This window comes from Aeromonas sp. Marseille-Q7275 (assembly GCF_965119515.1).
In genome coordinates this window covers 1-25,197 of record NZ_CBCPLW010000020.1, presented here as the reverse complement: position 1 = coordinate 25,197, position 25,197 = coordinate 1, and the positions used below count along the sequence as shown (strand labels likewise).

Here is a 25,197-nt window from a genome sequence, read left to right as displayed (position 1 = left end):
CTTCATCGAGCAGGCAGGGGCCTGTTCTGCCACACCGGAGAGTCAAGATGCAAGACTGGGATCAATACCGTAAACAGTTGATGGGCCGCGTCATGGAGCTGGGCACCCTGAGCCCGGATACCCTCAAGGGTTATCAGCAGCTGTCGTCCGCCGGCAGCAAGAACGGCACCCTGGATGGCAAGACCCGCGAGCTCATCTCGCTGGCGGTGGCCGTCACCACCCGCTGCGATGGCTGCATCGCCGTCCATGCCGATGCCGCCCTCAAGCAGGGGGCCAGCCGGGCGGAGATTGCCGATGCACTGGGGGTTGCCGTTGCCATGAATGCCGGGGCCGCCATGGTCTATTCCGCCCGGGTGCTGGATGCCATCGACCGTTGAGCCAGGGGGGCGGCTCTGACGCCGCCCTGCCGCCAGGTTGTCGGTCTGCCGGCCAGTCCCCGCTGGTCACAGCAAGTTGAGTGACCCTGCCTACCTTTGCCACGCCCACGGGCGTGGCTTTTTTGTCTGCGGGCTGGCCTGCCGGCCATGGTTCGCGCTTTCCAAAAACAAAACCCCCGGCTGGGCCGGGGGTTGGATGCTTATCTCTGGGGATCAGGGCTGGAGTGCGCTGTCACCGTGAAACAGCGCCTGCTCGCCGGACTTGAGCACATAGCCCTTCCAGGGGAAGAGCTGGTAGGCCCCTCCCTGCCAGGACCAGTTTCCCTCCTCGCCCTGGCGGTCAAGGGGGATCCGCTCGCCGCTTGGCAGGGTCAGCTCGGCCTTGCTCCGATCGGCGTTGAACAGCACGAAGGCGCTGCCGGTCTCGGTGGCCTCGAGGGATTGCAGGCGCACCCCCTGTTCGAACAGGCGTACGCACTGGCCGAGCAGGGGGGACCACTGGTAACCTGCGCTGGCACGGCAGCCGTGGGCATCCTGATCGTTGCCGACCAGCTGGGGAGTCTGGGTGCTGCAGGCCGCCAGCAGCAGGGAGGCGGCCATCAGAGTCAGGGTTCGCATGCTCACACCTGCTTGTCTTCGAGATTGTCCCGTTCGATCACGACGTTGGAGAAGCCCAGCTCCTTGAAGTAGTTCTCCCTGTAGTCCTTCACGCTCTTCTTGTCGCGGCGGCATACCTGGGCCAGCTGGGCCTCCATGGCGTGGAAGCTGGAGAGATCCAGCCCCTCGGCCGCGGCGATGGCGTCATAGATGCTGTTGAACTTGTCGTTGGCGTAGCCTATCTCTTTGGCCTGCTTCTTGTAGGTGTAGGTAATCTTAAACGCCACTGGGGTCTTCCTTCTGTTTGGCCTGTTTGCGCTGAACGTAGAGATAGAGGCTCTCTACCTTCTCTCGCGCCCAGGGAGTCTTGCGCAGGAACTTCAGGCTGGACTTGACGCTGGGATCCTCGGTGAAGCAGCGGATGTTGATCTGCTGCCCCAGGGCTTCCCAGCCGTAGTGCTCGACCAGGGCGGTGACGATCGCCTCCAGGGTCAGCCCGTGCAGCGGGTTGTTTTTCTGCGAGCTAGCAGGCTTCGACTGGTCACTCATGCCTGCTCCGCCAGCTTGGCAAAGGGTTGACCCATGCGGGTGGTGACGCCGTTGGCCAGGTGGGGTTCGAAACCGGCCAGCATGCCCGGGCCAAACAGGCAGACGACGGTGCTGCCGAGCTTGAACAGGCCCATCTCGGCGCCTTTTTGCAGGGTGATGGCCTCGTCGCCGGTGTAATCCCAGCGCACTACTTCCTTCTGCTTGGTCGGCGCTATGTTGCCGGCCCAGATGGTCTCGATGCTGGCGACGATAGTGGCGCCAACCAGCACCAGCGCCATGGGGCCGTGCGGAGTGCGGAAGGTGGCAACCACCCGCTCGTTGCGGGCGAACAGGTTGGGCACGTTCTCGGCGGTGAGCGGGTTGACGGAGAAGAGATCCCCCGGCACGAACACCATGCTCTCCAGCACGCCATCCAGCGGCATGTGGATGCGATGGTAATCCTTGGGTGCCAGATAGATGGTGGCAAAGTCCCCATCCTTGAATGGCGCCACCAGATCCTCGAAGCCGCCCAGCAGCTCGCGGGCGCTGTAGTCGTGGCCCTTGGCCTGGATGATGCGGCCTTGGTTAATGGGGCCGAGCTGGCTGACGGTGCCGTCCACCGGCAGGGCCAGGGTCATGGCATCCTCGACCAGGGGGCGGATCCCCGGCTTGAGCTCGCGGGTGAAGAAGGCGTTGAAGCTCGCGTAGTGGGCCGGATCTTCGTGCAGCGCTTCGCTCATGTCGACGCCGTACTGCTTGATAAAGGCCTCGATCACCCGGGTGGTGAGGTTGCCAGCCTCGGCGGCGGCAAGCTTGCCGACCAGGCGGGAGAGGGCGTGTTTGGGCAGGCAGTATTGACCGGCAATTTTCAGGTTGTCAGTGATGCTCATGATCTTCATCTGCTCTTTCTAAAAAGAGGGAGGTTGATTGGGTCACAGCCGGGCTTGTTGCCGACCGTGGCGGGCTTCCTGCATGGTTTCCAGGATGCGGTGATAGTTGTGGAAGCGGTCAGGGCTGATGGCGCCACTGCTGACCGCCGCCCGCAGGGCGCAGCCGGGATCGTCCTTGTGGGTGCAGTCACGGAACTTGCAACTGCCGAGGTAGTCGCGAAACTCCACGAAACACCAGGTGATGCGATCGGCTTCCAGGTGCCATAGGGCGAACTCGCGGATCCCGGGGGAGTCGATGAGATCGCCGCCGCTCGGGAAGTGATAGAGCCGCGCCGTGGTGGTGGTGTGGGTGCCCAGCCCCGAGTTTTCGGAGATCTCGCCGGTGAGCACGCCGAGCCCCGGCATCAGGGCGTTGGTGAGTGACGACTTGCCCACCCCGGATTGGCCGACGAAGATGCTGATCTTGTCGGTCAGGGCGGCCTTGAGCGCATCGAGCCCTTCGCCGCTCTCGCAGCTCACCAGGATCACCGGGTAGCCGAGCTTGCGGTAGGCGGCGAGCTGGCCTTCGACCCGGGTGCGGGCCGCCTCGTCCAGCATGTCGACCTTGTTCAGCACGATGAGGGGGGCGATTTCCACATCCTCGGCGGCCACCAGGTAGCGATCGACTATGTTGGTGGAGAACTCGGGCATCACCGCCGAGACGATGACTATCTGGTCGATGTTGGCGGCGATGGGTTTGACCCCGTCGTAGAAGTCCGGCCGGGTCAGCACCGAGTGACGGGGATGCACCGCCTCGATGACCCCGGCGGTCGCGGCATTGAGGCCGGGACGCCACACCACCTTGTCACCGCACACCAGGCTGTTGATGCTGCTGCGCCTCAGGTTGCTGCGGTGTATGGTGCCATCGACGGCTTCCACGTCCGCATGCTGGCCGAAGCGGCTGATCACCACCCCTTCGATGGCCGGGCCAAACAGGGTGTCATCCACCACAGTGGTGTGATCTTTTTGCAGCCGCCGCTCGCGGTTGGCCTGAACGCGCCTCTGTTGACCCAGATTGAGTTTTGCTTTCTTTGCCACTCGATTCGCCAGTTTATGAACAGATCCAAAGCCAGTATGATACATGCAAATTGGCAAAATTCCGCCATTCCTCCCAATAGAGAGAGCAATCATGACAGTCAGCGCGCAGAACCTGGTATGGATCGACATGGAGATGACGGGGCTGGACCCCGAACAGAACGTGGTTCTGGAGATTGCCACCATCATCACCGACAAGGATCTGAACGTGCTGGCACAAGGACCCGTCATCGCCATTCACCAGAGCGATGAAGAGCTGGCCAAGATGGACGAGTGGAACGTCAACACCCACACCAAGAGCGGGCTGGTGGCCCGGGTCAAGGCGAGCGAGCACGACGAGGCCCGTGCCGTGGCCGAGACCCTCGAGTTCATCCGCCAGTGGGTGCCGGAGCGCACCAGCCCCCTGTGCGGCAACAGCATAGGCCAGGATCGCCGCTTCATGGTCAAGCACATGGGCGAGCTGGAAGCCTTCTTCCACTACCGCAACGTCGACGTCAGCACCATCAAGGAGCTGGTGCGCCGCTGGCAGCCGGAGCTGCTGGAAAAGTTCACCAAGAGCGGTTCCCACCAGGCGCTGGACGACATCCGCGAGTCCATCGCCGAACTGCAGTTCTACCGCAGCCACGTCTTCAAAATCTGAGTCTCCGGCAAGGGGTTGCCGTCGCCCGGTTGCTAAAATCGGCAGTTCGGCCAGCTTTTGAGCGAACGGCTGCACAGTGACAAAAAAGCCCTTGCAATTGGAATGACTGCTCTTATAATTCGGCTCCCGTACAGTAGCGCAAGCAACCAAATGCTGTACGGCCGTTTTAAGGTAGTTGCGGGAATAGCTCAGTTGGTAGAGCACGACCTTGCCAAGGTCGGGGTCGCGAGTTCGAGTCTCGTTTCCCGCTCCAAAAGTTTGCAGATGATATTCCGATGCGGGAATAGCTCAGTTGGTAGAGCACGACCTTGCCAAGGTCGGGGTCGCGAGTTCGAGTCTCGTTTCCCGCTCCAATCATCAGCACAGCCTCAAGACACATGTAGCGGGAATAGCTCAGTTGGTAGAGCACGACCTTGCCAAGGTCGGGGTCGCGAGTTCGAGTCTCGTTTCCCGCTCCAATACGTATTAGTAAGCTACTGCAGATGATTATTCCGATGCGGGAATAGCTCAGTTGGTAGAGCACGACCTTGCCAAGGTCGGGGTCGCGAGTTCGAGTCTCGTTTCCCGCTCCAAATCACTTGCAGAAGACACCCTGTTGCGGGAATAGCTCAGTTGGTAGAGCACGACCTTGCCAAGGTCGGGGTCGCGAGTTCGAGTCTCGTTTCCCGCTCCAATCTCTCTCCTCGAAGTACACAAATCCAATATTTAAACGCACTCATTGCCACATCCAGTTGGTAGAGCATGATCCGCGCCTTGCCAAGGCTGGGGTCGCGAGTTCGAGTCTCGTTTCCCGCTCCAATCTCTCTTCGAAGTCCTCATCATCCATTTGAATTGTCCATCACATCGCGTAGCGATGATTTGTCGTATCCGGCATTCAGCCAGATCAGACCCATGTCTTCTGTCGCCGCTTTGTGCACAGGTGTTGGGGAGGGTTGTGGTTGCTGCGGACAGGCTTATGATCGTGGCGGGGAAGGGGAAACGGCGGGCAAAAAAATAGGAGGGGCCTTGGCTCCTCCTGCGAGTTCACGAGTGCGGCTTAGAGCAGAGTCACGTTCTCAGCCTGCGGGCCTTTCTTGCCCTGGGTCACGGTGAACTGGACTTTTTGACCTTCAGCCAGGGTCTTGAAACCAGTGCTCTGGATGGAGGAGAAGTGAACGAAAACGTCCGGTCCCTGGGATTGCTCGATGAAGCCAAAACCCTTGGTTTCGTTGAACCATTTTACTTGGCCGGTGCGAATGTCAGACATGTGGTAAGTCCTATCTATAACAAAATGAAACTAACGCCTTGTTGGGCAGCATTTGCCTAGAATGCAGGGGCCTACCCATGACTGACTACGTCAATTTGTTCCAGTGGCATGCAGTACAATCCCTGTCTAAAGCACAATCGATTGTACTGGAGCCCGATCCCTTGTCAATTTGGCACTTTTCATTTTTTGAGCGAGCTAAAAGTATTGGGAAGTCAGCGGCTTGTTTCATGCTTCTGGTCAAAAAAACGGGAGGCCATGGCCTCCCGTTTTTTTATTCCTTGAGGGCGAACCCTTCACCCTGTCGGTCGTAGCGGTAGTTTGCCTGACCGAAGGAGCGGATCTCGACCCGCTGGATGCGGCGGCCTGTGTCCACCAGGATGAACACCGACTTGCCCGATTGCAGCCGGGTCAGCGGCCTGTCCGGCCCCTCTATGGCGATCAGGCGGCTCAGCTCGGCCCCGGGCAGTTCAAACTTGCGCCAGATGGAGTAGAGGGTCTCGCCGGCCTGCACCTCGTGCTGCAGCCAGGTGCCATCCACCTTCTCCTCGACCGGTTTGGCCGCGACCGGCGCACTGCCTGCGGCCCCGTTGCCCACGGTCAGCGCCTGGGTCGGCACGGCCAGCGGCACGGCGAGCGAACCGGAAGGGGCCGCCCTGGGGGCGGCGGGGGCGGGTTCCCAGGCCAGCAGCAACAGCCAGAGAGGCACCAGCACCAGCAGGCCTATGGTGTGCTTGCGCGGCAGCGGGCTCACCAGCTTGAATGAGCTGGTTCTGGGTTCCTTGTTGCGTTGACCAAGGCCGCTCATGCCCTGACCGAGGCGCTGACGCAGGGGCAGGGTAGCGGCATTGATACGATGGAGCAGGGTTCCTTGTGATTCGTCTTGGCGACGCTGCTGGGCTCGTCTGTTATGGCCACGTGGGCGACGGTCCGGGGTGGGCACGGCATTTACCTCTCACTACATTGCCTGCCATCAGGCAAATATAGCGCCTATGGTAAACGGACTCGCCCCCGAGGGGGAGAGCCCTGAGCATGAAAATTATCAGCTGAGACGAAATTGCCCCAGCAACTGCTGCAAACGCTCGGCCGCCTGGCGCAAGGCCTGGCTGGCTTTCGCCGTATTGGTCGCATCCTGGGCGATGTCGTTGGCCAGTGCGTTGGTTTTTGACAGGTTGCCTGAGACTGTCTCGGAAACCGAGCTCTGCTCCTCGGCGGCGGAGGCTATCTGATAGGTCATGTCGTTGATGGTGGCGATGGCCTGGAAGATGCTGTCGAGGGCCGCCTCCGCCAGATCGGCCTCGCCCACCGCCTGATGGGTCAGCTGCTGGCTCTGCTGGATGGCGTTGACCGCATTGGCCGAGCTGTGGCGGATCTTCTCGATCAGCTCCTGGGTGTTCTGCACCGCCTGCTGGGTGTTGCCCGCCAGCTTGCGCACCTCGTCGGCCACCACCGCAAAGCCGCGCCCCTGCTCGCCGGCCCGGGCCGCTTCGATGGCGGCGTTGAGCGCCAGCAGGTTGGTCTGATCGGCGATGCCCTGGATGACGGTGAGTATGCTGGTGATCTGCTCGCTGTCGTGGGCCAGCCCCTCGACCACCTCGGCCCCCTTGCCCGCCTCGGCCGCCACCTTGTGCATGGACTGGATCACCTGCTGGAAGCGCACCTTGCCCTGATCCGCCGCCCCCTGTGCCTGCTTGGCGGAGTCGGCGGTGTTGTTGGCGTGGGTGGCCACCTCCTGGCTGACATAGGACATCTCCTGCACCGCGGTCAGCATCTGCTCCATTTCCGCCTGGTGATGCTGCAGGTTGCTGTCGGTCTGGCCGGCGATGCGGTCGGTATCCCCCGCGTGGCGATGGACCTCGCTCGCTGTCTTCTGCACGTCCCCGAGCAGCACCTGCAACTTGTCGATGAAGCGGTTGATGCCGCGGGCCAGTGACCCCAGCTCGTCCTGGGAGCGGGTGTTCAGGCGCTTGGTGAGATCCCCCTCGCCATCGGCGATGTCATCCACCAGGCTGACCATCTGGCGGATGGGGCCCGTGATGCTGCGGGCGATCACCAGCATGGTGGCCAGGGCCAGCACCAGAACGATGAGGGCACCGATGAGCTGCTGGGTCATGGCGGCCCGGTTCATCTCGGTGAGCTGGCTCTCCAGCTGATCGGCCCCCGCCAGCACCACCTGATAGGGCAGGGTGACTATGATGGCCCAGTTGCGGGCCATGCCCGGCACCGCGATGGGCACAGAGATGCGAAACGCCTCGTCGAGCTCCTGGCGTTGCAGCTCGGGCTTGAGGTATTGCTGCCAGCCGTCGCCCAGCAGCTTGTCGGCGCGGCTGCCGAGCAGGCTGGGGTCCCCGCTGGTGCCTGTGATGACGCCGGCGGCGCTGACGATCAGGGTCTCTCCCTTGCCGTCATAGATGTTGCTGTTGAGGGACTGGGCCTGGCGGCTGATGGAGTCCACCGCCAGATCCAGCGCGGCAATGCCCTTGAACTGACCGCCCACCAGTATGGGGGTGGTGATGGTGCTCACCAGCACCTGCTGGCCGTTGATGTCCACCTTGAAGGGATCGATGAGGCAGGAGCGCCCCTCCCGTTTCGGGCAGGCGTAGTAGTCGTTGGCCGGATTGCCGAATTCGTCCGGGTCGCTCTTCTCGATGGAGAGCAGCAGATCCGAGCTAATGTTCTCCTTGTCGCGATAGAAGTAGGGGACGAAGCGCCCCTTGTCATCGCTGCCAAGGGCACTCTGGCCTGCGAAGGCGCTGTCCTGGCCGTCGAAGCCGTTCGGCTCGAAGCCCGCGAAGGCGCCATAGAGCTGGGGTTCCAGGCCGAGCTGCGCCTTGAGCAGATCCGTGGCCTGCTGGCGATCCAGCGGCAGCTTGCCCCCTTGCTGTTGGGCGAAGACGCTGGCCATCTGCTGGGTATAGGAGAGACCCTTTTGCAGCAACTGGGTGATGGTGGCGGCCTCGGCGCGGGCGTTGGCACTCACCTTCTGCCAGGCCTCCTGCTGCAGGGCGGCGCGGCTGGAACTGATGGTCAGCTGCTGGGACTGCTTGCTCGAGTATTGGTTGAGCAGGATCAGGATGACCAGGGCCGTGGTCATGGCGACCCCCGCCAGTACCAGGATGCGATTCTGGATGGAGCGAAACTGCATCTCGTGTTCCTTGTGAGTAGAAAGTTGTATGAATTATCGGCATGGCGGGAGATTCCTCCAGCAATGTTGATCAGCAAAGCTGAAAATGAGGGGCGGTTCTGCGATCCCTCTCAAAGAACGGTACCCCGGCGGAATCAAGACCTGTTTAGGCCCCGGCTATTGCATGGTTTTCCCATCCGTGATTCTGAGTGCTAAAATGCGACGGTTTTTTCTAACGCATTGGCCCAAGGCCCTCTACACAAGGCTTAAAGATGAAAGTCAAAACCCGTTTTGCTCCCAGCCCGACCGGCTTTCTGCATGTCGGCGGTGCCCGTACCGCACTCTATTCCTGGTTGTTCGCAAAGAGCCAGGGCGGCGAGTTCGTGCTGCGTATCGAGGATACCGACCTGGAACGTTCCACTCAGGAGGCGATCGACGCCATCATTGAGGGCATGGAATGGCTGGAGCTGAACTGGGATGAGGGCCCCTACTACCAGACCAAGCGCTTCGATCGCTACAACGGCATCATCGACGAGATGCTGGCCGATGGCCGCGCCTACAAGTGCTTCTGCTCCAAGGAGCGTCTGGAGGCGCTGCGCGAAGGCCAGATGGCGAGCGGCGAGAAGCCCCGCTATGACGGCAAGTGCCGGGATGCCGCCCACGATCACCCGGCCGATGCGCCCCACGTCATTCGCTTCCGCAACCCCACCGAAGGCTCAGTGGTGTTCGATGACCACGTCCGTGGCCGCATCGAGTTCGCCAACACCGAGCTCGACGATCTCATCATCCGCCGCACCGACGGCGCCCCCACCTACAACTTCTGCGTGGTGGTCGATGACTGGGACATGGAGATCACCCACGTGGTGCGTGGCGAAGACCACATCAACAACACCCCGCGCCAGATCAACATCTACAAGGCCCTGAACGCGCCCGTGCCTGAGTTTGCCCACGTCTCCATGATCCTGGGTGACGATGGCGCCAAGCTCTCCAAGCGCCACGGTGCTGTCTCCGTGATGCAGTACCGCGACGACGGCTACCTGCCGGAAGCCCTGCTGAACTACCTGGTGCGTCTGGGCTGGTCCCACGGCGATCAGGAGATCTTCAGCCTGGAGGAGATGATCAAGCTGTTCAGCCTGGATGCCATCTCCAAGTCCGCCTCCGCCTTCAACACCGACAAGCTGCTGTGGCTCAACAACCACTACATGCGCAGCCTGGATCCGGCCTATGTGGCCAAGCACCTGGAATGGCACATGGCCGCCCAGAACATCGACACCAGCAAGGGCCCGGCGTTGCCTGCCGTGGTGACCCTGCTGGCCGAGCGCTGCAACACCCTGGTGGAGGTGGCCGCCCAGAGCCGCTACCTGTTCGAAGAGTACGAGGCCATCGACGAAGCGGCCGCCAAGAAGCACCTGCGCGGCGTCGCGGCCGAGCCGCTGACCCTGGCCAGGGCCAAGCTGGCGGCGCTGGAGACCTGGACCACGGAGGCGCTGCACGAGCTGATCGAAGCCACCGCCGCCGAGCTGGGTCAGGGCATGGGCAAGGTCGGCATGCCGCTGCGCGTCGCCGTGACCGGGCTGGGTCAGTCCCCCGCCATCGACGCCGTGATGGCGCTGGTGGGCAAGGAGCGGGTCCTTGCCCGTATCGATCGCGCCCTGGCGTACATTGAAGCGCGCATGGCAGCCGAATAAGCCTCTGCCATTGCTTGAAAAAGGGCTCCCGCAAGGGGGCCCTTTGCTTTTGCGCGGTGCTCAGATTCATGACATAAAACAGCGACATAGCGACGCAGTTGGCGGTAAAAACAGCTAACTGCCTGAATTTTGACTAAACGCTCCAGCGGGCGTTATTTTTGGGTTGACAGCAAAGCGGGTGATGCCTATCATGCGCCTCCGTTGCCAGAGATAACTTTGGTAGCGCCGAGGTGAGTTGGGGTTATAGCTCAGCTGGGAGAGCGCTTGCATGGCATGCAAGAGGTCCGCGGTTCGATCCCGCGTAGCTCCACCAAATTCTCCTCGAACAATCTGGAATCCAAGGGGTTATAGCTCAGCTGGGAGAGCGCTTGCATGGCATGCAAGAGGTCCGCGGTTCGATCCCGCGTAGCTCCACCAGGTTCCTGATTGACATGAAGTACCCAGGGCAGTGCGGTGTGTATCACCCAGGCCGACCTTTGTGGGGTTATAGCTCAGCTGGGAGAGCGCTTGCATGGCATGCAAGAGGTCCGCGGTTCGATCCCGCGTAGCTCCACCACTATTTAGCAGTAAGGCAACTGGCCGCCAGAACCCGTTGTCTAATGAAGAAAGAATTTGGGGCTATAGCTCAGCTGGGAGAGCGCTTGCATGGCATGCAAGAGGTCCGCGGTTCGATCCCGCGTAGCTCCACCAAATTCAGAGTGAAGGTCTTGACCTTGATTCGCCACAACTTGGGGTTATAGCTCAGCTGGGAGAGCGCTTGCATGGCATGCAAGAGGTCCGCGGTTCGATCCCGCGTAGCTCCACCAAATACTTAAGGCCACCGTTATCGCGGTGGCCTTTTTGTTTGTTCTGGCATTTATTTTTTTCATGATGACTGCCTCTTCATTTACAAATCAAATGGCCAAAATGAAAAAGCCCGCGGCTGTCGCGGGCTTTTGGCGTTATTCAATACGGATCATGACGAGTGCCGACGCCGCCAGGCGAGCGGCAACAGGGCCAGCAGCAGGGCCAGCAGCAGGGCCCCCATGGCGCCGCCACCCCCCTTGCTCGCTTCCTTGAGCTTGAGGTCGACGATGACGGGGTCGTGGTCCGAGGCGCTGAAGGGGTTGTCCGACTTGATGAGATCGCCGGTGAAGGCGCCGCCATATTCGAACAGGTTGCTCTCGAAGGAGTTGATGTGCCAGTCGGCCACCGCCATCACCTTGTCTGCCAGCGCCGGGTTGGCGAGGGCGTAGTCCAGGGTGCCGAGCTCGGCCTCGTAGCTGTAGGAGATGGCTTTCGCCTGGTTGAACTTGACGTTCAGATCCACCAGGCCGTAACCCTTGCCCACCGCCTGGCCCATCTGCTCGTAGGGCTGCTCGCCGATGAAGGTGTGGGAGGCGGAGCGGATCTGGCGCTCCCCCGCGACCGGCGCATAGTCGGTCAGCACCCGGATGGGATCCTCCTTGGCGTAGGAGTTGAAGTCTCCCACCAGCAACACCTGGCCCGGCATCTTGCTCACCGCCTCTCCCAGCACCCTGGCGGCGCTCACCCGAAACTCGGTGCACTTGCCCTGCAGATCCGCAGGCTCCGTCTTGCCATCCCCGTTCTCATAGCAGCCCGAACCCTTGGATTTCAGGTGGTTGACCACCAGGGTCAGGGGGGCGTCGCTGCCCGCCACGGTGAAGCGCTGCACCAGGGAGTCCCGCTGACCGGCGCTTTTGGCGACGCCACCCGCGGTGTAGCGCTGCTCAGGCAGGCGGATAACCTCGGCATCCCCGCTCGGAGCGAGCAGGGCGGGGCGATAGATCATGGCCACCATGATGGCGTCGCCGCCGAAGAAGCGCTCCTCGGTGAGCAGGGCCTTGGGCAGGGTGACGAAGGCGTAGTGCTTGTTCGCCTCTTTCTGGCGGGCGTTGAGGCTCTCCACCAGATCGTGGAGGGCGGCGTGCTCGTCGAAGCCGTTGTTCTCCATCTCCATCAGGCCGAGCAGATCGGCGTCCATCTCGGCGATGGCGTTGACTATCTTGGCGCGCTGCAACTGGAACTCCTCCAGGCTCTTGGCGCCGCGGTTGCAGCCCTTGGCGCTGTCCGCATCCGCCTGATCCGCGCAGAGCACGTTGAGGGCGCCCCCCACGCTGGAGTGGCTGGTGAAGTAGTTGAGCACGTTGAAGCTGCCGATCCGCAGGTCGCTGCCATGAGCGCGGGCCGGAGCACCCTGGCGATCGTTCTCGTCGGTGCGCAGCAGATCCCCCGCGGTGATGCGCTGATCCTTGGGCACGATCAGGCGGTACTCGTCATAGCTGTAGCCCACCATGGCCTCCAGGTTGACCGGGGCATCGCCGATGCGCAGATAGCCCTGCTCCGGCTCCCAGGCCGGCAGCCAGGGGAGCTTGCCGTTGGCGGCCTTGAAGTCCGACTCGAGGAAGACGCGGTTGCCGGCGTTGGCCTCGGCCAGCGCCACGGCTTCTGGGCTGCCTGCCACATGGAGCTGGGTCGGCTTCATCAGCGGGGCGCCGTGGGCGAGCACCAGGTTGTTGCGCCTGGCGGCGTAGTCGTAGCTGAAGTTGCGGCTTATCTTGAGCTCGCTGCCCTCATCGAGGCGCACCCGCATCCCCTCGTGACGCTCCAGGGCCCGGGCCAGGGTCTCCCCTTCCAGTACCCGCAGCGCCGTGGCGGCCGGGGCTGCGCCCTGGGCCAGCACCGCCAGGCGCGGCGTGCTGCCGTCAACCAGTGGCTTGAGCTGGGTGTGGCCGTAGAACTCCTCGACCCTGGCCTCCAGACAGACCAGGGCCCCCGGCTGGATGTCCGGGTACTTGCTGGCGAACTGCTTGTCGTTGAGGTAGACGAAGATGCCGTCCGACGTCTCGGGGTTGCCGTCCCCCTGCAGATCCTGCAGGTAGAAGCCTCTGTTCAGGCTCTCGCCGAGGGCGGAGACCAGGGCCTTGACCTTGACAGTCCCGGGGCTTTCAAACAGATCGCCCGGGACGAGGGGGCTCTTGTCGCCGCTGCCCTGGATAGCGGGGATGGGGGTGAGGGCGCTGTCGGCCGGGCAGCTGAAGCCGGCGGCATGGAGAGACGGGGACGCGAGGGCGAGCCCCACGGCCAGGGACAGCAGGGTAGGTCTTCCTTTCATGGGTATTCCTTTTTTATTTTTGCCAGTGTTTCCATAGCCTTGGCGCTTTGGCCAAGGGCGCGCATTGTCACATTTCTGGCAGCTCTGACCAGTGAGGCAACGCACATTATGGGGAGACAAAAGAGGCTGAGTCCGTTTTTTTGACGTGGCTAACAGATTGATATTAATGACTTAATGGTTAGTTGGCCGATTGAGGGGAAGTGTGAGTCGGCCGGCATTCACATATTTTCCTTAGAGAATAAAGATTGAGCGGTTGCCACTTGCTTCCTATACTCGAGCCGTTCCTCACGGAACCCAGGCAAAGGGCAAACCGGCAGTGATGCCGGGACGCAAAGCCTCCGATCTGCCCCAAGCGGGCCAGACAGCGGGGTTACCCAGGGTGACTTGAGGGTTTGTGGCCCGTCCATGGCCTGTTGTCGCTCCCTTGTTCCCTGTTGCGATTGCGCTTTTCCCGGTCTTAAAAGCCAAGACAAAACAAGGATGATAACAATATGCAACAGATCTTGAGGCCCTGCAGGCTCGCCATGCTGGTTGCCCTTGCGGCCGTCCCTGCCTGGGCGCAGGCCGCCTATCCCGCCTATCAGGCCGGCACCGCCTACAAGGCTGGCGACATCGTCAGCAACGCAGGCGCCCTCTATGAATGCAAGGAATTCCCTTACTCCGGCTGGTGCGGCGCGTCGCCTTACCACTACGAACCCGGTGTCGGCGCCGTCTGGGCCGATGCCTGGAAGCTGTATGGCGGCGAGGTGCCGCCGCCGGCCCTGGTGGTCGCCATCGGCTCCCCCGCCGTGGGTAGCAGCGTCAGCGAAGGGGCCAGCCTGGCCCTGGCGGTGACCCTGAGCGGCCCGGTCACGGCGCTCGCCCGGGTGGAATACCTGATCGACGGCACCCTGGTCGCCACGGCCACGGCTTCCCCCTGGAGTGCCAGCTGGTCTGCCGCCGGTGTGGGCAATCACGCCCTCAAGGCACGGGCGCTGGATAAAGACGGCAAGGTGCTGAGCGAGGCGGATTCGAGCTTCCAGGTCGCCGCCGTGGTGGCGCCAGAGGCGCCCAAGGTGAGCATCGCCAGCCCCGCCGCCGGGGCCAGGGTGACCCTGGGCCGCGCCCTCACCGTGACCGGCAATGTCACCGACGCCAATGACGACGTCGCCAAGGTCGAGCTCTTCGTGAATGGCCAGAAGGTGGGCGAGGATAGCAGCGCCCCCTGGCAACTGAGCTGGACGCCCCAGAACAAGGGGCTGACCGGCCTCAAGCTGGTGGCGACCGACAAGGCAAATCTCTCCGGCGAGTCGGCCCTGGTGGACGTCCAGGTGGAAGAGGCGGCGCTGCCCCCCACCGGCGGCAACCTCTCCTGCGACGTGCGCCAGATCTACCGCGCCGACGGCAGCGAGTGCATGGGGGATGACCATGGCCGCCGCGTCATCGGTTACTTCACCTCCTGGCGCACCGGCAAGAACGGTCTGCCCGCCTACCTGGTGGGCGACATCCCCTGGGACAAGATCACCCACATCAACTACGCCTTCGCGGCGGTGGACGAGCAGAGCCACACCATCAAGGTGGATGACGCCGCCACCAAGCTGACCTGGAACGGAGTGCCGGGCGCCGAGATGGATCCCGAGTTCGCCTATCAGGGCCACTTCAACCTGCTGTCGAAGTACAAGAAGCAGTACCCGGACGTGAAGACCCTCATCTCCGTGGGGGGCTGGGCCGATACCCGCGGCTTCTACGCCGCCACCACCAAGGGCGACTGCTCGGTCAACACCGCCGGCATCAACGCCTTCGCCGACTCGGCGGTGGGCTTCATCCGCCAGTACGGCTTCGATGGGGTGGACATCGACTACGAGTACCCCACCTCCATGAAGGATGCGGGCAACCCCAACGACTTCCCGCTCTCCAACCAGTGTCGCGGCAAGCTGTTTGCGAACTATGAAGTGCTGATGAAGACCCTGCGCAACAAGCTCGACAGCGCCGGGACCGAGGACGGTCGCAAGTACATGCTGACCATAGCCTCGCCGGCCTCGGCCTACCTGCTGCGCGGCATGGAAAACTTCCAGGTCACCCAGTACCTCGACTACGTCAACCTGATGACCTATGACTTCCACGGTGCCTGGAACCACTTCGTCGGCCACAACGCCGCCCTGTTCGACAACAAGGCGGATCCCGAGCTGTCCCAGTGGGGTGTCTACACCCAGGTCCAGTTTGGCGGCATCGGCTATCTCAACTCCGCCTGGGCGGCCCACTACTTCCGCGGCGCCCTGGCGGCGGGCAAGATCAACATAGGGGTGCCTTACTACACCCGTGGCTGGCAGGGGGTCACCGGTGGCACCCACGGCCTGGGGGGCAAGGCGGCGCTGCCGAGCCAGAGCGATTGCCAGCCGGGCACTGGTGGCAGCACCATCCCCTGCGGCAACGGGGCGGTCGGTATCGACAACATCTGGCATGATCTGGACAAGAACGGCAAGGAGATAGGCGGTGGCGCCGTGCCCATGTGGCATGCCAAGAACCTGGAGCACGCGGCCAGCCTCGGCATCACCACACTGCCGAGCTACGGCCAGGCCTGGGGTCTGGATCCCAACAACCCGGCCCACGTGATGCAAGGCCAGTATGTGCGTTACTACGACGACAAGGCCCATGCGCCCTGGCTGTGGAACGAGCAGAAGAAGGTGTTCCTCTCCACCGAAGATGAAGAGTCCATGGGTCACAAGCTCGACTACATAGTCAAGCGCGGCCTGGGGGGCGTCATGTTCTGGGAGATGGCGGGAGACTATGACTTCGACGCCGCGAAGAACGAGTACGTGATGGGCAGTACCCTCACCAGCCTCGCCTACGAGAAGTTCAGCAAGGCCGACAAGGCGGCCCTGAAGCAGAACGATCTGCCGGCCCCGGCCGCCCAGCTCGACATCGGCGTGAGCCTCTCCGGCTTCAAGGAAGGGGACTCCAACTACCCGATCAACCCGACCCTCAAGCTCACTAACAAGTCGACCCAGACCATACCGGGCGGCACTCGCATCGAGTTCCTGATGCCCACCTCCACCTCGGACACCATCACCGACCAGAGCGGCATGGGGCTGAAAGTGGTGGAGAGCGGCGGCAACCAGAACTCCGACGGCATCGCCAATGAGAAGGACTTCCACAAGGTGGCCCTGACGCTGCCGGCCTGGAAGGCCTGGGCGCCGGGCACCGAGGTGGAAGTGGCCATGACCTACTACCTGCCGGCCGCCGGCGTGCCGAGCGGCATGCGCCTGATTGCCGGCAGCCAGACCATAGGCCTGAAGTCCGACTTCCCGGCCCTGGCCGAGGCGGTACTGGGCAGCAGTGGCGGTGACGGCGGCAGCGGTGGCACCAGCTGCACCAGCCAGAACGTCAACCCGGCGGACTACAATGCCTATCCGACCTGGCCGCGCGGGGATCACGCCAATGGCAACGACCGCATGACCAACGGCAAGGCGGTGTGGCAGGCCAACTGGTGGACCAGCAGCGAGCCCAAGGCGGGTGACGGCAGCTGGAAGCTGGTGTGCAACTATTGAGTTGTCCCGGTTGCAGTACCAGCAGCGAGCTCAGAGCGGGCGATGGCGGCTGGAAGCTGGTGTGCAACTACTGAGTTGTCCCGGTTGCTGAAGCTGGTATGCAGCGACAGATAATCGGTTGAGGGGTTAACCCCGCGTCAACCCAATGACCCAATCCGGAGCCCAGGCTCCGGATTTTTTTGCGCCTTATACAAGGAAGGGAGCTCGTGACAATCGGGGGAGGGGACCATAAAAAAGACCGCTCCGAAGAGCGGCCAATTGCCACCAGGCAAGCTGCGGGGCTGACCCCCTTGTGGATGGGCAGTCGCCATGGACGGATGCCTGCCCATGGCGTGCCGGTTTATTGAGTGACGGCGCCGCCCTGTTGCTCCTTCAGGAAGCTGATCCAGGGGGAGGCGCGACCACTGACGTTGCCATTCTGGGCGGCCTGGGTGAAGGCGCTCAGCGCCTCCTTGGGTTTCTGCTGCTCGAAGTAGGCGACCCCGGTCAGGAACTTCAGATCCGCCCGCTGCTCGCCGCTGGCATTGGCGGCGGGCTTGGCGGCCAGGGCGACCAGATCCTTGTAGCGTTTGCTCTGGATCATCATGCGCGCCATCTTCAGCTGCAGCTCGGCACTGGGGGCCAGCTGATAGGACTTGGCCAGGGTGTCGATGGCAGGATCCAGCTCCTTGGCCTGATGCCAGTAGTTGGCGAGCGTCTTGTAGTTGGCCGCGCTGCTCTCGATGGTCCCCTCCTTCATCGCCTTCTCCATCACGCGGGCGGCGCGGTGGGGAATGCCGGCGAAGGCCAGGTAGTTGGCGAGCCGCTGCAACTCGGCCGCCTCGGTCAGCATGCCGAGGTTGTAGGCGCCTTCCAGCGCCGCCAGGGCCTTGGCATCGTTGCCCGCCTGCATGTGCATGGCCGAGAGCTGGGTCCAGTACTTCTTCTTCTCCGGGTACTTGTCCACCAGGGCGGTCAGCACCTCGGTGGCCGGCTTGTACTGTTTCAGCTCGTAGTGGGCCGCCATCTTCAGCAGATACCAGGACTCCGGCGCCTTGCCCGCGGAGAGCTTGATCGCCTGATCCACCGCCGGTATGGCCTCCCGGTACTGCTTGAGCTGCACATGGGCGTTGGCCAGGGTGATGTAGGCGTGCGGGGTCGGCTTCTCGTCCTTGCTAAGGTTCGCAAACCACTCCTTCATGGTGCTGATGGAGCCCTTGAAGTTCCCCTCCGCCATATAGAGCTGGGCCAGGTTGTAGCGCACCTGCTGGGCCACCGGCTGCGGCAGGCCGCCGGTGGCGATGGCATCGGCGAAGTATCTGGTCGCCTGACTGTATTTTTCCTGCTGGGCGGCCACGAAGCCCAGGGTCTGCAAAATGACCCCCTTGTCGTAGACCCGCTCGCCTGCACCGGACAGCGCCTCCTGCAGCTTGGCATTGGCCTCGCCGTATTTCTTCTCGGTGATCAACGCCTGGGCCTTGTTGACCGCGCGGTAGGCGCGGTCAGACAGGGCGGGCTGCTCGGCGGCCCAGCCGGCGGTACTGAGCAGTACCGCCATGGCCACCGGGGCGAGGATCAGGGTATGTAACTTTTTCATCGCCACCTTCCTTAGTTGACCGCGAACTCGATCTCTTGCTGCATGCGGCTTGCCTGGGGCTTGCCGTCCACCATGGCCGGCTTGAAGGTCCACTTGGCAATGGTCTTGCGCGCCTCCTTGCCGAGGTCGTAGCTGCGGGGCTCTTCCTTGACGATCCGGATGTTGCTGACGGTGCCGCGCTCGGTGACGGTGAACTCCACCAGTACCTTGCCGGAGGCGAGACCGGCCAGCGCCGCCTTGCGGGGCATCATGGGCTCGAACGTCGCCATGGGCATGGCGCCGTTGTTGCCGCCCATGCCGCCACCACCGCCGCCGGTGCTGTAGGCACCCAGGGCGTTGCCGCCGCCGATGTTGACCGGGATGTCGAGCTTGGGCATGTCCATGGGGGCACTGTCCATCTTGGGCCTGTTCGTGCTCGCCACCTCCATCTCGGGTGGGGGCGGCGGGCGGTTCGGGGGCGGCGGTTTGGGCAGTTCCTGTTGTTTCTCTTGCAGGGTCTCCTGGGGCTTGAGGCGAATGAAGTCAGTCATGGTGACGTCTTCTCTCTCCGTCAGCTCCCGGTGATCCGGTGTGATGAGCTTGTTCATTCCCAGAAACAGGAAGAACACCACCACACAGGAGACAGCTATCGCTATCAGGTATCTCATGGTGCTCGCTCCGGCATCAGCTGCTCTTGCTCGCCGCGATGGAGATGTTCTGGACACCGGCCATGCGGATCTGATCCATGACCTGGACCACCAGCCCGGAACGGGACTCGGTATCGGCCTGGATCACCACGGCGCTCTCCGGGTTCTCCGCCCGCAGCCGCTCGATGTTGGCACGCACGGCGCCCACCTCGACGACCCGTTTGTCGACCCAGACCTGGCCGTTCTCGCGGACCGCGACCATGATGTTCCCCTTCTTCACCGTCTCGGCCGTGCTGGCGCTCGGGCGGTTGATCTCCACGCCGGACTCCTTGACGAACGAGGTGGTGACGATGAAGAAGATCAGCATGATGAACACTATGTCCAGCATGGGGGTCAGATCGATGGCCGCCTCATCGGCACCGCTGTCGCTGTGACGTTTTCTCATGGCAAAAAACTCCTTGCTTGTTCTGTGCCCCGGCGGGCCTGGGCCTGCCGGGGATGTGCATCCTGCATCAGCCGTGTTTCAGGTTGTCTTCCAGCTTCTGCACCGCCAACTTGGCCTTGTGATCGAGCTGGTTGACAAAAAACAGGCCGGAAAGGGCGGCAATCATGCCTGCCATGGTCGGTACCGTCGCCTTGGAGATCCCCGAGGCCATGGCCCTGGGGGAACCCGTGCCCGTGATGGCCAGGGTGTCGAACACCTGCACCATGCCCACCACTGTGCCGAGCAGCCCCATCAGCGGACAGAGGGCGATCAGCACCTTGATGACCGGCATCCCCTTGTCCACCGCCATGGCGACCCGGGAGACCAGCTCGCGCCGGATCTGCCTGGCAGACCAGGAGAGGTGATCGCTGCGGGCCAGCCAGGTCGCCTTGGTCTGCTTCACCTGTTTGGGATAGACCGCCATGAAGTAGAACCAGCGCTCCAGCAGCAGGGCCCACATCATCAGGGTCAGGAAGAACAGGGCGACCAGTACGTCGCCCCCCAATCCCAGAAACCGGCGGACCGACTCGACTTCTTCAATCAACCAGAACCACATGGGTGACTCCTTAGGCTGCGGCTTTGGCGGCGTGCAGACGTTCCTGATAACGGGCTACGAAACCGGCGCTCTGCTCTTCCAGGACCTGGATGAGACGACGGCTCTGGGTCTGCACTATGGTGTAGAGGAACAGCATGGGCACGGCGACCACCAGACCCTGCATGGTGGTGACCAGGGCCTCGGAGATGCCGCCCGCCATCAGCTTGGGATCCCCGGTACCGAACAGGGTAATGGCCTGGAAGGTGGCTATCATCCCCACTACGGTACCCAGCAGACCCAGCAGCGGCGCGACCGAGGCGATCAGCTTGATGATGCTGATGCCCTTCTCGAACTTGGGCACGTTGCGCAGGATGATCTCGTCGAGCTTGGATTCCAGATCCTCTATGTTGTCACCACGGTGGGACTGATAGGCCCCCAGCATCTCGCCGATGGGGTTGCCCTTGATGATCTGCTCGGATTTCAGCTGCTTGCGCATGGACGAGCCGATCAACGACAGGCGGATACCGCAGAAGATGGCCAGCAGGGTGCCGAGCACGCCGAGCACCATGATGACGTAACCCACTTCACCCCCCTGATCGATCCGCTCCTTGAGAGTCGGTGACTGCACCAGCAGGGAGAGGATCACCCCGCGGGACGGGTCGATGAAGATGGGCTCGACGGTACCGTTGCCCTGTTCAAACTCGGCGATCGGCTCCAGCACGCTCTTCTCCGGTTGACGGGAGAGTTGCTCGAACTTGCCGGTCTCCGGCACAAAGGTGAGGTACTTGCCCTCGGAGACGGTGTTGAACTCGCCTATCTGGGTCACCGTCTTCTCGGCCTGGTTGCCCTCGCCGTAGACCACGGTGGCCGGGATCTGGCTCACCTTGCCGCCATCGACCATGCGGCCGAGGGTGGTGGTCCAGAAGGCGGTCAGATCGTCGCTGGAGGGGAGCTCCTTGCTCTCCGCCAGGCGGGTCAGCAGGGCCGTCTGCTCAGGGTGTTCGACCCGGCGGGCGGAGGCGTTGAAGATCCCCTTGAACTCGCCGGCGAACTGGCGCAGCACGCCGAACATCTCGCCCATGTTGCCGGAGCGCTGGCGCAGGGTCTCGGTCAGCTCGGTGAGCTGCTTGTCGTGGGCATCGAAGGTGGCCTTGAGCTGCTCGCCCTTGGCGGTCTCGGCGGCCAGCTCCGCCTTGGCCTTGACCAGCAGGGCCCCTTGCTCGTTCTTGTCAGCCAGGAAGCGGGCCTCCCGCTCCTTGTTGAGCTGGGATTCGCTGGTGCTGGCGGCCTTGACCTGGCTCAGCAGGGCATTGAGATCCACCGGTTTCTCGGCGGCGGTCACCGGCAGGGTGATCAGGGTGGCTCCCGCGATCAGGGAGGCAATGGCGAGTCTGATTCCTTTCATGATGCTTTCTCCGCAGTTTGAACCGGCAGCTTGATGAGGGCGGGGGGCGCCTGCTTCTTGGCGATGCGAAGGCCCTGTTCAACCGCACTGCGATACTCCTGGGGCAGCTCTTCCCACTGGCGGGTTTTCTTGTTCCACATGCCGGTCTCGTTGCCATCCGGGGACTGGTAGAGCAGGGCGATGCGGCCGACGCGCAGGAACTCGTAGGTCTTCTCGCCGCCGTCCTTGTCCAGGCTGGCCTTGTAGGACTCTATGGTGCGGCTGAAGCCCTCCTCGATCTGGTAGGCCTCGAGGATCTTGCGGTACTTCTCGGAGATGGTGACGTCGGCCCGGTTCATGAGGTCGGTCAGGGCCGCCACGCGGTCCTCCCGCTCGACCTTCTGGAACGGCAGGTCCAGGGCGACGAACTGATCGAGGGAGTCGATCATCTTGAGCATCAGGGGCACCACCTCGGTGCTGGTCTGATCGATCTGGGCTATCTGGCGCTGCATCGAGGCCAGTTCGGCACTCTGGGAGTCGACCATCTTGCCCACTTGCTCGTTGTAGGTGCGCAGGCTGTCGACCTGGCGCAGGGCGGCCTTGTACTGGGCCAGGGCAGACTCGGCAGACTCGGCGTAGCTGTCGATCTTCTGCTGGGATACTTTGGAGGCATTGTCGGTGGCGGCTTGAGCGTCCACTGCCTGACCGGCAGAGGCGGCACTCAGATTGAAGCTGGTCAGCAGGGCAGCCGAAACCAGGCTGCCGAGGAGCGCTTTCTTCATTGTAATAGTCCTTGTTTTCATAGGATTACCCTATCTCCGTGACTTCCTTGGAACCTTGGGCAGAGCCGGCCCGAGGGGGCCGGCTCGTCACTTTCCTGGTGGATCAGAACTTCTGGGCGTAGTCGAGGTAGTAGATGCGACCGTCGATGCTGTAGAGCTCCTCGTCATAGGTGAAGCCATCGCTCTCGAGGGACGGGCCCGCGTTGAACATGTTCTTCACCCCGACCTGGATCTTGCCGTTCCAGGGCGCATCCACGCCGACGTTCAGGTTCCAGGTGGTCTGGGACGCGATGTGGCCCACTTCCTCACCGGTGTCGGCGATGTAGTCCTGGCTCTGGGAGTCGATGTAGTTCGCGCTCAGGTAGGTATCCATGTTCCACCACTGGGGCACGTTGACACCCACGCCGGAGCTGAAGCGCATCTGCGGCAGACCGTTCTGGCCGATCTTGTCGATGACGGGGCCACCGGCGTACAGGCCTTCCTTGTACTCCAGGATGTAGGTGCCGCCGAGGTCATAGCGGATGGTGGCGGAGGTCAGGTCGTAGCGGTAATCCAGCTTGAGATCCAGACCGCTGGTGTTCAGGGTCCCCAGGTTGACCATGGGGGCGATGGCACCGCTGATCTTGCCCTGGCTGTTGCGGGTGATGTTGCTGGAGCCACCGTTGTTCAGCTCGTCATAGATGACGGACTGCAGGGAGTTCAGCTGGATCACGTCCTCGATCTTGATGGTGTAGTAGTCCAGGGAGAGGTTCAGGTCATCCAGCGGGCTGTAGGCCACCCCGAAGTTCCAGGTGTCCGCCGTCTCTTCCTTCAGCTCCTCGTTGGAGGTGCGGGTGGTGTCGTACTGGCGGTTCGGGCAGTCCGCCGCCGAGATGCCGTTGGCCTCGCAGTAGACATAGTCCTTGGCCCAGTCGGCCGAGAAGGAGTCAGCCGCGTAGAGATCGCTCAGGCTGGGGGCGCGGAACGAGCGGGACCAGGAGGTGCGCAGCATCAGGTTGTCCAGCGGCTGGTAACGCAGGCTCGCCTTGGGGGAGAAGGCGCTGCCGAAGTCGCTGTAGTCATCGAAGCGACCGGCCAGGTTCAGCTCGATCTGATCCGTGATGGGCACCAGGGACTCGATGTAGGCGGCGGTGACGTCGCGCACCCCGCCGGAGGAGTTGCCGGAGGAGCCGATGATGTTGCCGGCCTCGGACTGGGCATCGTACTTGTCGGTATAGACCCAGTCGTTGTACTCGGCGCCCGCATACCAGCTGACCGGACCGGCCGGCAGCTCACCCATGTCCCACTGGACACCGGCGTACCACTGGTAGAAGTCCATGGTGGAGCGGCGGCTGGTGTCGGCTGCCATGGCGGCAGTGCTCTTGGGATCGAACTCGCCCCCGACGAACTTGCCGTCGGCGATGGCCTGCTGGGCGGCGGATTGCAGCACGTAACCTGTGCCGTTCTCCTTGTTGTCGGTCTTGGAGTACATGTAACCGGCGTTCCACTGCATGTCGCCCACGGATTCTGTGGTGACAGTGCCCTCGAAGCCGAGGTTCAGGCTGCCGGTCATGTCGGTGACATAGTTGTCACGGGGACCGACGTTGGTGAAGCGGTAGTAGGCGTAGGCGGCTTCACCCAGACCCTGGGTGGCGGCGGCGTCCAGGCCGTTGTCGGCGAAGAACTGGGCGTTGTTCGGGTTGGACGGATCTATGGCGAAGGCGCCGGCGGCAGGGGCGAAGCGGCCGAAGCTCTCGACCCGGGAGCCGATGATCTGCGGCACGAAGTCGACGGTGTCGTTGATGTGGTAGCGACCGTTCACGTAGAGGGTGTCACGGCTGCGGGAGGCCGTGGTGGCCGCGACCTGACCGTAGTTGAAGTTGCAGCCGCCCTCGAAGCCGACGAAGGGCTCCTTGCAACTGCCGTCGGCATTGGTGGCACCGGCCAGGGGGCCGTATTTCCAGATGGGGTCCCCGTTGGCGTCGAGGCCGGTGATCCCCTCCACATTGCGGCCGTAGGGGCTGGGGGCATCGTTGCCCTGCTTGGCCAGATAATCGCGATCACGGCTGTAGATGACGTCCTTCTTGTCGTGCTCGTAGACCGCCATCAGCGAACCCTTCTCGCCATTGACCCCCGCCACGACGGAGCCACTGCTCTCGTCACCGCCCTCTTCGGTCGGGGAGCCGAGGCGTCCCTGGAAGGTCAGGCCGTCGTAGCCCTCTTTGAGCACCACGTTGATGACACCGCCGATGGCGTCTGAACCATAGATGGCGGAGCCGCCGTCCAGGTTGACTTCGACCCGCTCAACGGCGGCCATGGGGATGGTGTTGAGGTTGATGGAGGTGCCGCCCATGGTGGGGGAACCCGCTACCCGCTTGCCGTTCAGCAACACCAGGGTGCGCTCTGAGCCCAGGCCGCGCAGGCCGACGGTGGATTGGGACTGGAAGGAGCTGCCGGAGGCCGGGGAGACGCCACCGAAGGAGTTGTAAGAGGCCTGTTTGAGGTAATCGGCGACGGTCTGCTGACCGGATTGCTCGATCTTTGCCTTGGTCACTGAGACAACCGGGGTGGAGCCTTCCACATCGACCCGGGAGATCCGCGAGCCGGTGACCTTGATCTTCTGCAGTTTTTCGACATTCTGGCCCTCTTCGGCCAGGGCAGGGGTGCCCACAACTGCCGCGCTCGCCAAGGCAAACGCTACGGCAGCAGAGAGTCTGCTTTTCCTAAGCATCGTTAGTATCCTTCCTGATTGTTTTTTTGTTTGCTTCCCTTACCGCCCTCGTTGGAGCGGTGCGTAAGGCTTATCAAGGTTTGATGATTGACGTCAAATGGAGCGGCCAGGATGGGGAAGAGATGGAGCGTTAGAAGACTATGCAGGGCGATGGCATTCTTTTTGGCGTTTTATTCCGCAATGAGCGCGAACATTAATGTAAAGATGTTGTTAATTTTGTATTTTGCCATTTTATTGATTATTTTTGAACTTATCGATAAATCGCCTGTCGCGATGTTCTTCATATCGCGTAATGAC

The 25,197-nt window shown here is 62.5% G+C and carries 21 protein-coding genes, 10 tRNA genes and 1 riboswitch; of the genes, 15 read left to right on the top strand and 16 right to left on the bottom strand.

Going from position 1 to position 25,197, the window contains the following annotated elements:
- Window positions 1-47: 47 nt before the first annotated feature.
- Window positions 48-377, top strand: a complete 330-nt coding sequence (locus tag ACWPWQ_RS17130) for a carboxymuconolactone decarboxylase family protein (protein WP_268424758.1) — start codon at window positions 48-50, stop codon at window positions 375-377.
- Window positions 378-590: 213 nt separating this feature from the next.
- Here the strand turns inward: ACWPWQ_RS17130 and ACWPWQ_RS17125 are convergent, their stop codons facing one another.
- The 5 genes from ACWPWQ_RS17125 to rsgA are packed head-to-tail and all read right to left on the bottom strand — an operon-like array spanning window position 591 to window position 3,469.
- The gene (locus ACWPWQ_RS17125) at window positions 591-995 is read right to left on the bottom strand and encodes a hypothetical protein (RefSeq protein ID WP_454010336.1); all 405 of its coding nucleotides are present in this window, start codon (window positions 993-995) and stop codon (window positions 591-593) included.
- A 2-nt stretch (window positions 996-997) separates the two neighbouring features.
- Window positions 998-1,261: a DUF2960 domain-containing protein gene (locus tag ACWPWQ_RS17120; RefSeq protein WP_454010335.1), complete on the bottom strand. Its 264-nt coding sequence runs from the start codon at window positions 1,259-1,261 to the stop codon at window positions 998-1,000.
- Window positions 1,251-1,523, bottom strand: a complete 273-nt coding sequence (locus tag ACWPWQ_RS17115; RefSeq protein ID WP_202046615.1) for a VF530 family protein — start codon at window positions 1,521-1,523, stop codon at window positions 1,251-1,253. Before ACWPWQ_RS17115 ends, ACWPWQ_RS17120 begins: the two co-directional genes overlap by 11 nt.
- Window positions 1,520-2,392 carry an archaetidylserine decarboxylase gene (gene asd, locus ACWPWQ_RS17110; RefSeq protein ID WP_454010334.1) on the bottom strand — a complete coding sequence of 291 codons (873 nt, stop codon included), beginning with the start codon at window positions 2,390-2,392 and terminating at the stop codon, window positions 1,520-1,522. The genes ACWPWQ_RS17115 and asd overlap by 4 nt, the downstream gene beginning before the upstream one ends.
- 42 nt (window positions 2,393-2,434) lie before the next feature.
- Complete coding sequence (rsgA, locus tag ACWPWQ_RS17105; RefSeq protein ID WP_041205120.1) at window positions 2,435-3,469, bottom strand: small ribosomal subunit biogenesis GTPase RsgA; 1,035 nt, start codon at window positions 3,467-3,469, stop codon at window positions 2,435-2,437.
- Window positions 3,470-3,560: 91 nt separating this feature from the next.
- Here rsgA and orn point away from each other — a divergent pair, with 91 nt between their 5' ends.
- From orn to ACWPWQ_RS17075, 6 genes are all read left to right on the top strand, one after another.
- On the top strand, window positions 3,561-4,106 hold the full coding sequence (gene orn / locus ACWPWQ_RS17100; protein ID WP_041205122.1) for an oligoribonuclease: 546 nt from the start codon (window positions 3,561-3,563) through the stop codon (window positions 4,104-4,106).
- Window positions 4,107-4,283: 177 nt separating this feature from the next.
- Window positions 4,284-4,359: transfer RNA gene (locus ACWPWQ_RS17095), tRNA-Gly, on the top strand.
- A gap of 24 nt (window positions 4,360-4,383) precedes the next feature.
- Window positions 4,384-4,459, top strand: a tRNA-Gly gene (locus tag ACWPWQ_RS17090).
- 29 nt (window positions 4,460-4,488) lie between these two features.
- Window positions 4,489-4,564, top strand: a tRNA-Gly gene (locus ACWPWQ_RS17085).
- Window positions 4,565-4,602: 38 nt separating this feature from the next.
- Window positions 4,603-4,678 (top strand) — tRNA-Gly (locus tag ACWPWQ_RS17080).
- Between the two features lie 25 nt (window positions 4,679-4,703).
- Window positions 4,704-4,779 (top strand) — tRNA-Gly (locus ACWPWQ_RS17075).
- Window positions 4,780-5,142: 363 nt separating this feature from the next.
- On the opposite strand, the gene ACWPWQ_RS17070 is transcribed toward ACWPWQ_RS17075, so the two are convergent.
- The 3 genes from ACWPWQ_RS17070 to ACWPWQ_RS17060 all read right to left on the bottom strand — a co-directional run bounded on the left by ACWPWQ_RS17070 (window position 5,143) and on the right by ACWPWQ_RS17060 (window position 8,494).
- Window positions 5,143-5,352 carry a cold-shock protein gene (locus tag ACWPWQ_RS17070; protein WP_005327092.1) on the bottom strand — a complete coding sequence of 70 codons (210 nt, stop codon included), beginning with the start codon at window positions 5,350-5,352 and terminating at the stop codon, window positions 5,143-5,145.
- 271 nt (window positions 5,353-5,623) lie between these two features.
- A complete protein-coding gene (locus tag ACWPWQ_RS17065; protein ID WP_429160159.1) occupies window positions 5,624-6,292 on the bottom strand; it encodes a LysM-like peptidoglycan-binding domain-containing protein in 669 nt (222 codons plus the stop codon).
- A 99-nt stretch (window positions 6,293-6,391) separates the two neighbouring features.
- Entirely contained in the window at window positions 6,392-8,494 is a 2,103-nt protein-coding gene (locus ACWPWQ_RS17060) for a methyl-accepting chemotaxis protein (protein WP_454010333.1), read from the bottom strand.
- A 251-nt stretch (window positions 8,495-8,745) separates the two neighbouring features.
- Between ACWPWQ_RS17060 and gltX the strand changes: the two genes are divergently transcribed.
- From gltX to ACWPWQ_RS17030, 6 genes are all read left to right on the top strand, one after another.
- Window positions 8,746-10,161: a glutamate--tRNA ligase gene (gltX, locus tag ACWPWQ_RS17055; protein WP_139436726.1), complete on the top strand. Its 1,416-nt coding sequence runs from the start codon at window positions 8,746-8,748 to the stop codon at window positions 10,159-10,161.
- 237 nt (window positions 10,162-10,398) lie between these two features.
- A tRNA-Ala gene (locus tag ACWPWQ_RS17050) sits at window positions 10,399-10,474 on the top strand.
- A gap of 28 nt (window positions 10,475-10,502) precedes the next feature.
- Window positions 10,503-10,578: transfer RNA gene (locus tag ACWPWQ_RS17045), tRNA-Ala, on the top strand.
- A 63-nt stretch (window positions 10,579-10,641) separates the two neighbouring features.
- Window positions 10,642-10,717: transfer RNA gene (locus ACWPWQ_RS17040), tRNA-Ala, on the top strand.
- A 58-nt stretch (window positions 10,718-10,775) separates the two neighbouring features.
- Window positions 10,776-10,851 (top strand) — tRNA-Ala (locus ACWPWQ_RS17035).
- Between the two features lie 40 nt (window positions 10,852-10,891).
- A tRNA-Ala gene (locus tag ACWPWQ_RS17030) sits at window positions 10,892-10,967 on the top strand.
- Window positions 10,968-11,116: 149 nt separating this feature from the next.
- Here ACWPWQ_RS17030 and ACWPWQ_RS17025 read toward each other — a convergent pair.
- Window positions 11,117-13,276, bottom strand: a complete 2,160-nt coding sequence (locus ACWPWQ_RS17025; protein WP_454010332.1) for an ExeM/NucH family extracellular endonuclease — start codon at window positions 13,274-13,276, stop codon at window positions 11,117-11,119.
- Between the two features lie 294 nt (window positions 13,277-13,570).
- A riboswitch (cyclic di-GMP riboswitch) is annotated at window positions 13,571-13,654 on the top strand.
- 113 nt (window positions 13,655-13,767) lie between these two features.
- Here ACWPWQ_RS17025 and ACWPWQ_RS17020 point away from each other — a divergent pair.
- Window positions 13,768-16,803 (top strand): glycosyl hydrolase family 18 protein, encoded by a 3,036-nt coding sequence (locus tag ACWPWQ_RS17020; RefSeq protein ID WP_454010331.1) that lies wholly within the window; start codon window positions 13,768-13,770, stop codon window positions 16,801-16,803.
- Window positions 16,804-17,143: 340 nt separating this feature from the next.
- Here the strand turns inward: ACWPWQ_RS17020 and ACWPWQ_RS17015 are convergent, their stop codons facing one another.
- The 7 genes from ACWPWQ_RS17015 to ACWPWQ_RS16985 form a co-directional block, all read right to left on the bottom strand.
- Complete coding sequence (locus tag ACWPWQ_RS17015) at window positions 17,144-18,379, bottom strand: tetratricopeptide repeat protein (protein WP_247625654.1); 1,236 nt, start codon at window positions 18,377-18,379, stop codon at window positions 17,144-17,146.
- A gap of 11 nt (window positions 18,380-18,390) precedes the next feature.
- Window positions 18,391-19,026 (bottom strand): energy transducer TonB, encoded by a 636-nt coding sequence (locus ACWPWQ_RS17010; RefSeq protein WP_454010330.1) that lies wholly within the window; start codon window positions 19,024-19,026, stop codon window positions 18,391-18,393.
- Window positions 19,027-19,042: 16 nt separating this feature from the next.
- The gene (locus ACWPWQ_RS17005) at window positions 19,043-19,450 is read right to left on the bottom strand and encodes an ExbD/TolR family protein (RefSeq protein WP_005327075.1); all 408 of its coding nucleotides are present in this window, start codon (window positions 19,448-19,450) and stop codon (window positions 19,043-19,045) included.
- Window positions 19,451-19,517: 67 nt separating this feature from the next.
- Complete coding sequence (locus ACWPWQ_RS17000; protein ID WP_139439732.1) at window positions 19,518-20,045, bottom strand: MotA/TolQ/ExbB proton channel family protein; 528 nt, start codon at window positions 20,043-20,045, stop codon at window positions 19,518-19,520.
- Window positions 20,046-20,055: 10 nt separating this feature from the next.
- On the bottom strand, window positions 20,056-21,429 hold the full coding sequence (locus ACWPWQ_RS16995; protein ID WP_454010329.1) for a MotA/TolQ/ExbB proton channel family protein: 1,374 nt from the start codon (window positions 21,427-21,429) through the stop codon (window positions 20,056-20,058).
- Window positions 21,426-22,190, bottom strand: a complete 765-nt coding sequence (locus ACWPWQ_RS16990; RefSeq protein ID WP_202046608.1) for a DUF3450 domain-containing protein — start codon at window positions 22,188-22,190, stop codon at window positions 21,426-21,428. The genes ACWPWQ_RS16995 and ACWPWQ_RS16990 overlap by 4 nt, the downstream gene beginning before the upstream one ends.
- Before the next feature lie 103 nt (window positions 22,191-22,293).
- Window positions 22,294-24,900 (bottom strand): TonB-dependent receptor plug domain-containing protein, encoded by a 2,607-nt coding sequence (locus ACWPWQ_RS16985; RefSeq protein ID WP_454010328.1) that lies wholly within the window; start codon window positions 24,898-24,900, stop codon window positions 22,294-22,296.
- A 111-nt stretch (window positions 24,901-25,011) separates the two neighbouring features.
- On the opposite strand from ACWPWQ_RS16985, the gene ACWPWQ_RS16980 reads away from it, so the two are divergent.
- On the top strand, window positions 25,012-25,197 hold a 186-nt coding region (locus ACWPWQ_RS16980), incomplete at its 3' end, for a hypothetical protein (protein WP_454010327.1).

Coding starts and splice junctions, on each gene's coding strand:
- ACWPWQ_RS17025 (WP_454010332.1), bottom strand. CDS start 13,276: ATGAAAGGAAGACCTACCCTGCTGTCCCTGGCCGTGGGGCTCGCCCTC.
- ACWPWQ_RS17005 (WP_005327075.1), bottom strand. CDS start 19,450: ATGAGAAAACGTCACAGCGACAGCGGTGCCGATGAGGCGGCCATCGAT.
- ACWPWQ_RS17015 (WP_247625654.1), bottom strand. CDS start 18,379: ATGAAAAAGTTACATACCCTGATCCTCGCCCCGGTGGCCATGGCGGTA.
- ACWPWQ_RS17020 (WP_454010331.1), top strand. CDS start 13,768: ATGCAACAGATCTTGAGGCCCTGCAGGCTCGCCATGCTGGTTGCCCTT.
- ACWPWQ_RS17000 (WP_139439732.1), bottom strand. CDS start 20,045: ATGTGGTTCTGGTTGATTGAAGAAGTCGAGTCGGTCCGCCGGTTTCTG.
- ACWPWQ_RS17010 (WP_454010330.1), bottom strand. CDS start 19,026: ATGAGATACCTGATAGCGATAGCTGTCTCCTGTGTGGTGGTGTTCTTC.
- ACWPWQ_RS17130 (WP_268424758.1), top strand. CDS start 48: ATGCAAGACTGGGATCAATACCGTAAACAGTTGATGGGCCGCGTCATG.
- orn (WP_041205122.1), top strand. CDS start 3,561: ATGACAGTCAGCGCGCAGAACCTGGTATGGATCGACATGGAGATGACG.
- gltX (WP_139436726.1), top strand. CDS start 8,746: ATGAAAGTCAAAACCCGTTTTGCTCCCAGCCCGACCGGCTTTCTGCAT.
- ACWPWQ_RS16995 (WP_454010329.1), bottom strand. CDS start 21,429: ATGAAAGGAATCAGACTCGCCATTGCCTCCCTGATCGCGGGAGCCACC.
- ACWPWQ_RS17070 (WP_005327092.1), bottom strand. CDS start 5,352: ATGTCTGACATTCGCACCGGCCAAGTAAAATGGTTCAACGAAACCAAG.
- ACWPWQ_RS17115 (WP_202046615.1), bottom strand. CDS start 1,523: ATGAGTGACCAGTCGAAGCCTGCTAGCTCGCAGAAAAACAACCCGCTG.
- ACWPWQ_RS17125 (WP_454010336.1), bottom strand. CDS start 995: ATGCGAACCCTGACTCTGATGGCCGCCTCCCTGCTGCTGGCGGCCTGC.
- ACWPWQ_RS16985 (WP_454010328.1), bottom strand. CDS start 24,900: ATGCTTAGGAAAAGCAGACTCTCTGCTGCCGTAGCGTTTGCCTTGGCG.
- asd (WP_454010334.1), bottom strand. CDS start 2,392: ATGAGCATCACTGACAACCTGAAAATTGCCGGTCAATACTGCCTGCCC.
- ACWPWQ_RS16990 (WP_202046608.1), bottom strand. CDS start 22,190: ATGAAGAAAGCGCTCCTCGGCAGCCTGGTTTCGGCTGCCCTGCTGACC.
- ACWPWQ_RS17060 (WP_454010333.1), bottom strand. CDS start 8,494: ATGCAGTTTCGCTCCATCCAGAATCGCATCCTGGTACTGGCGGGGGTC.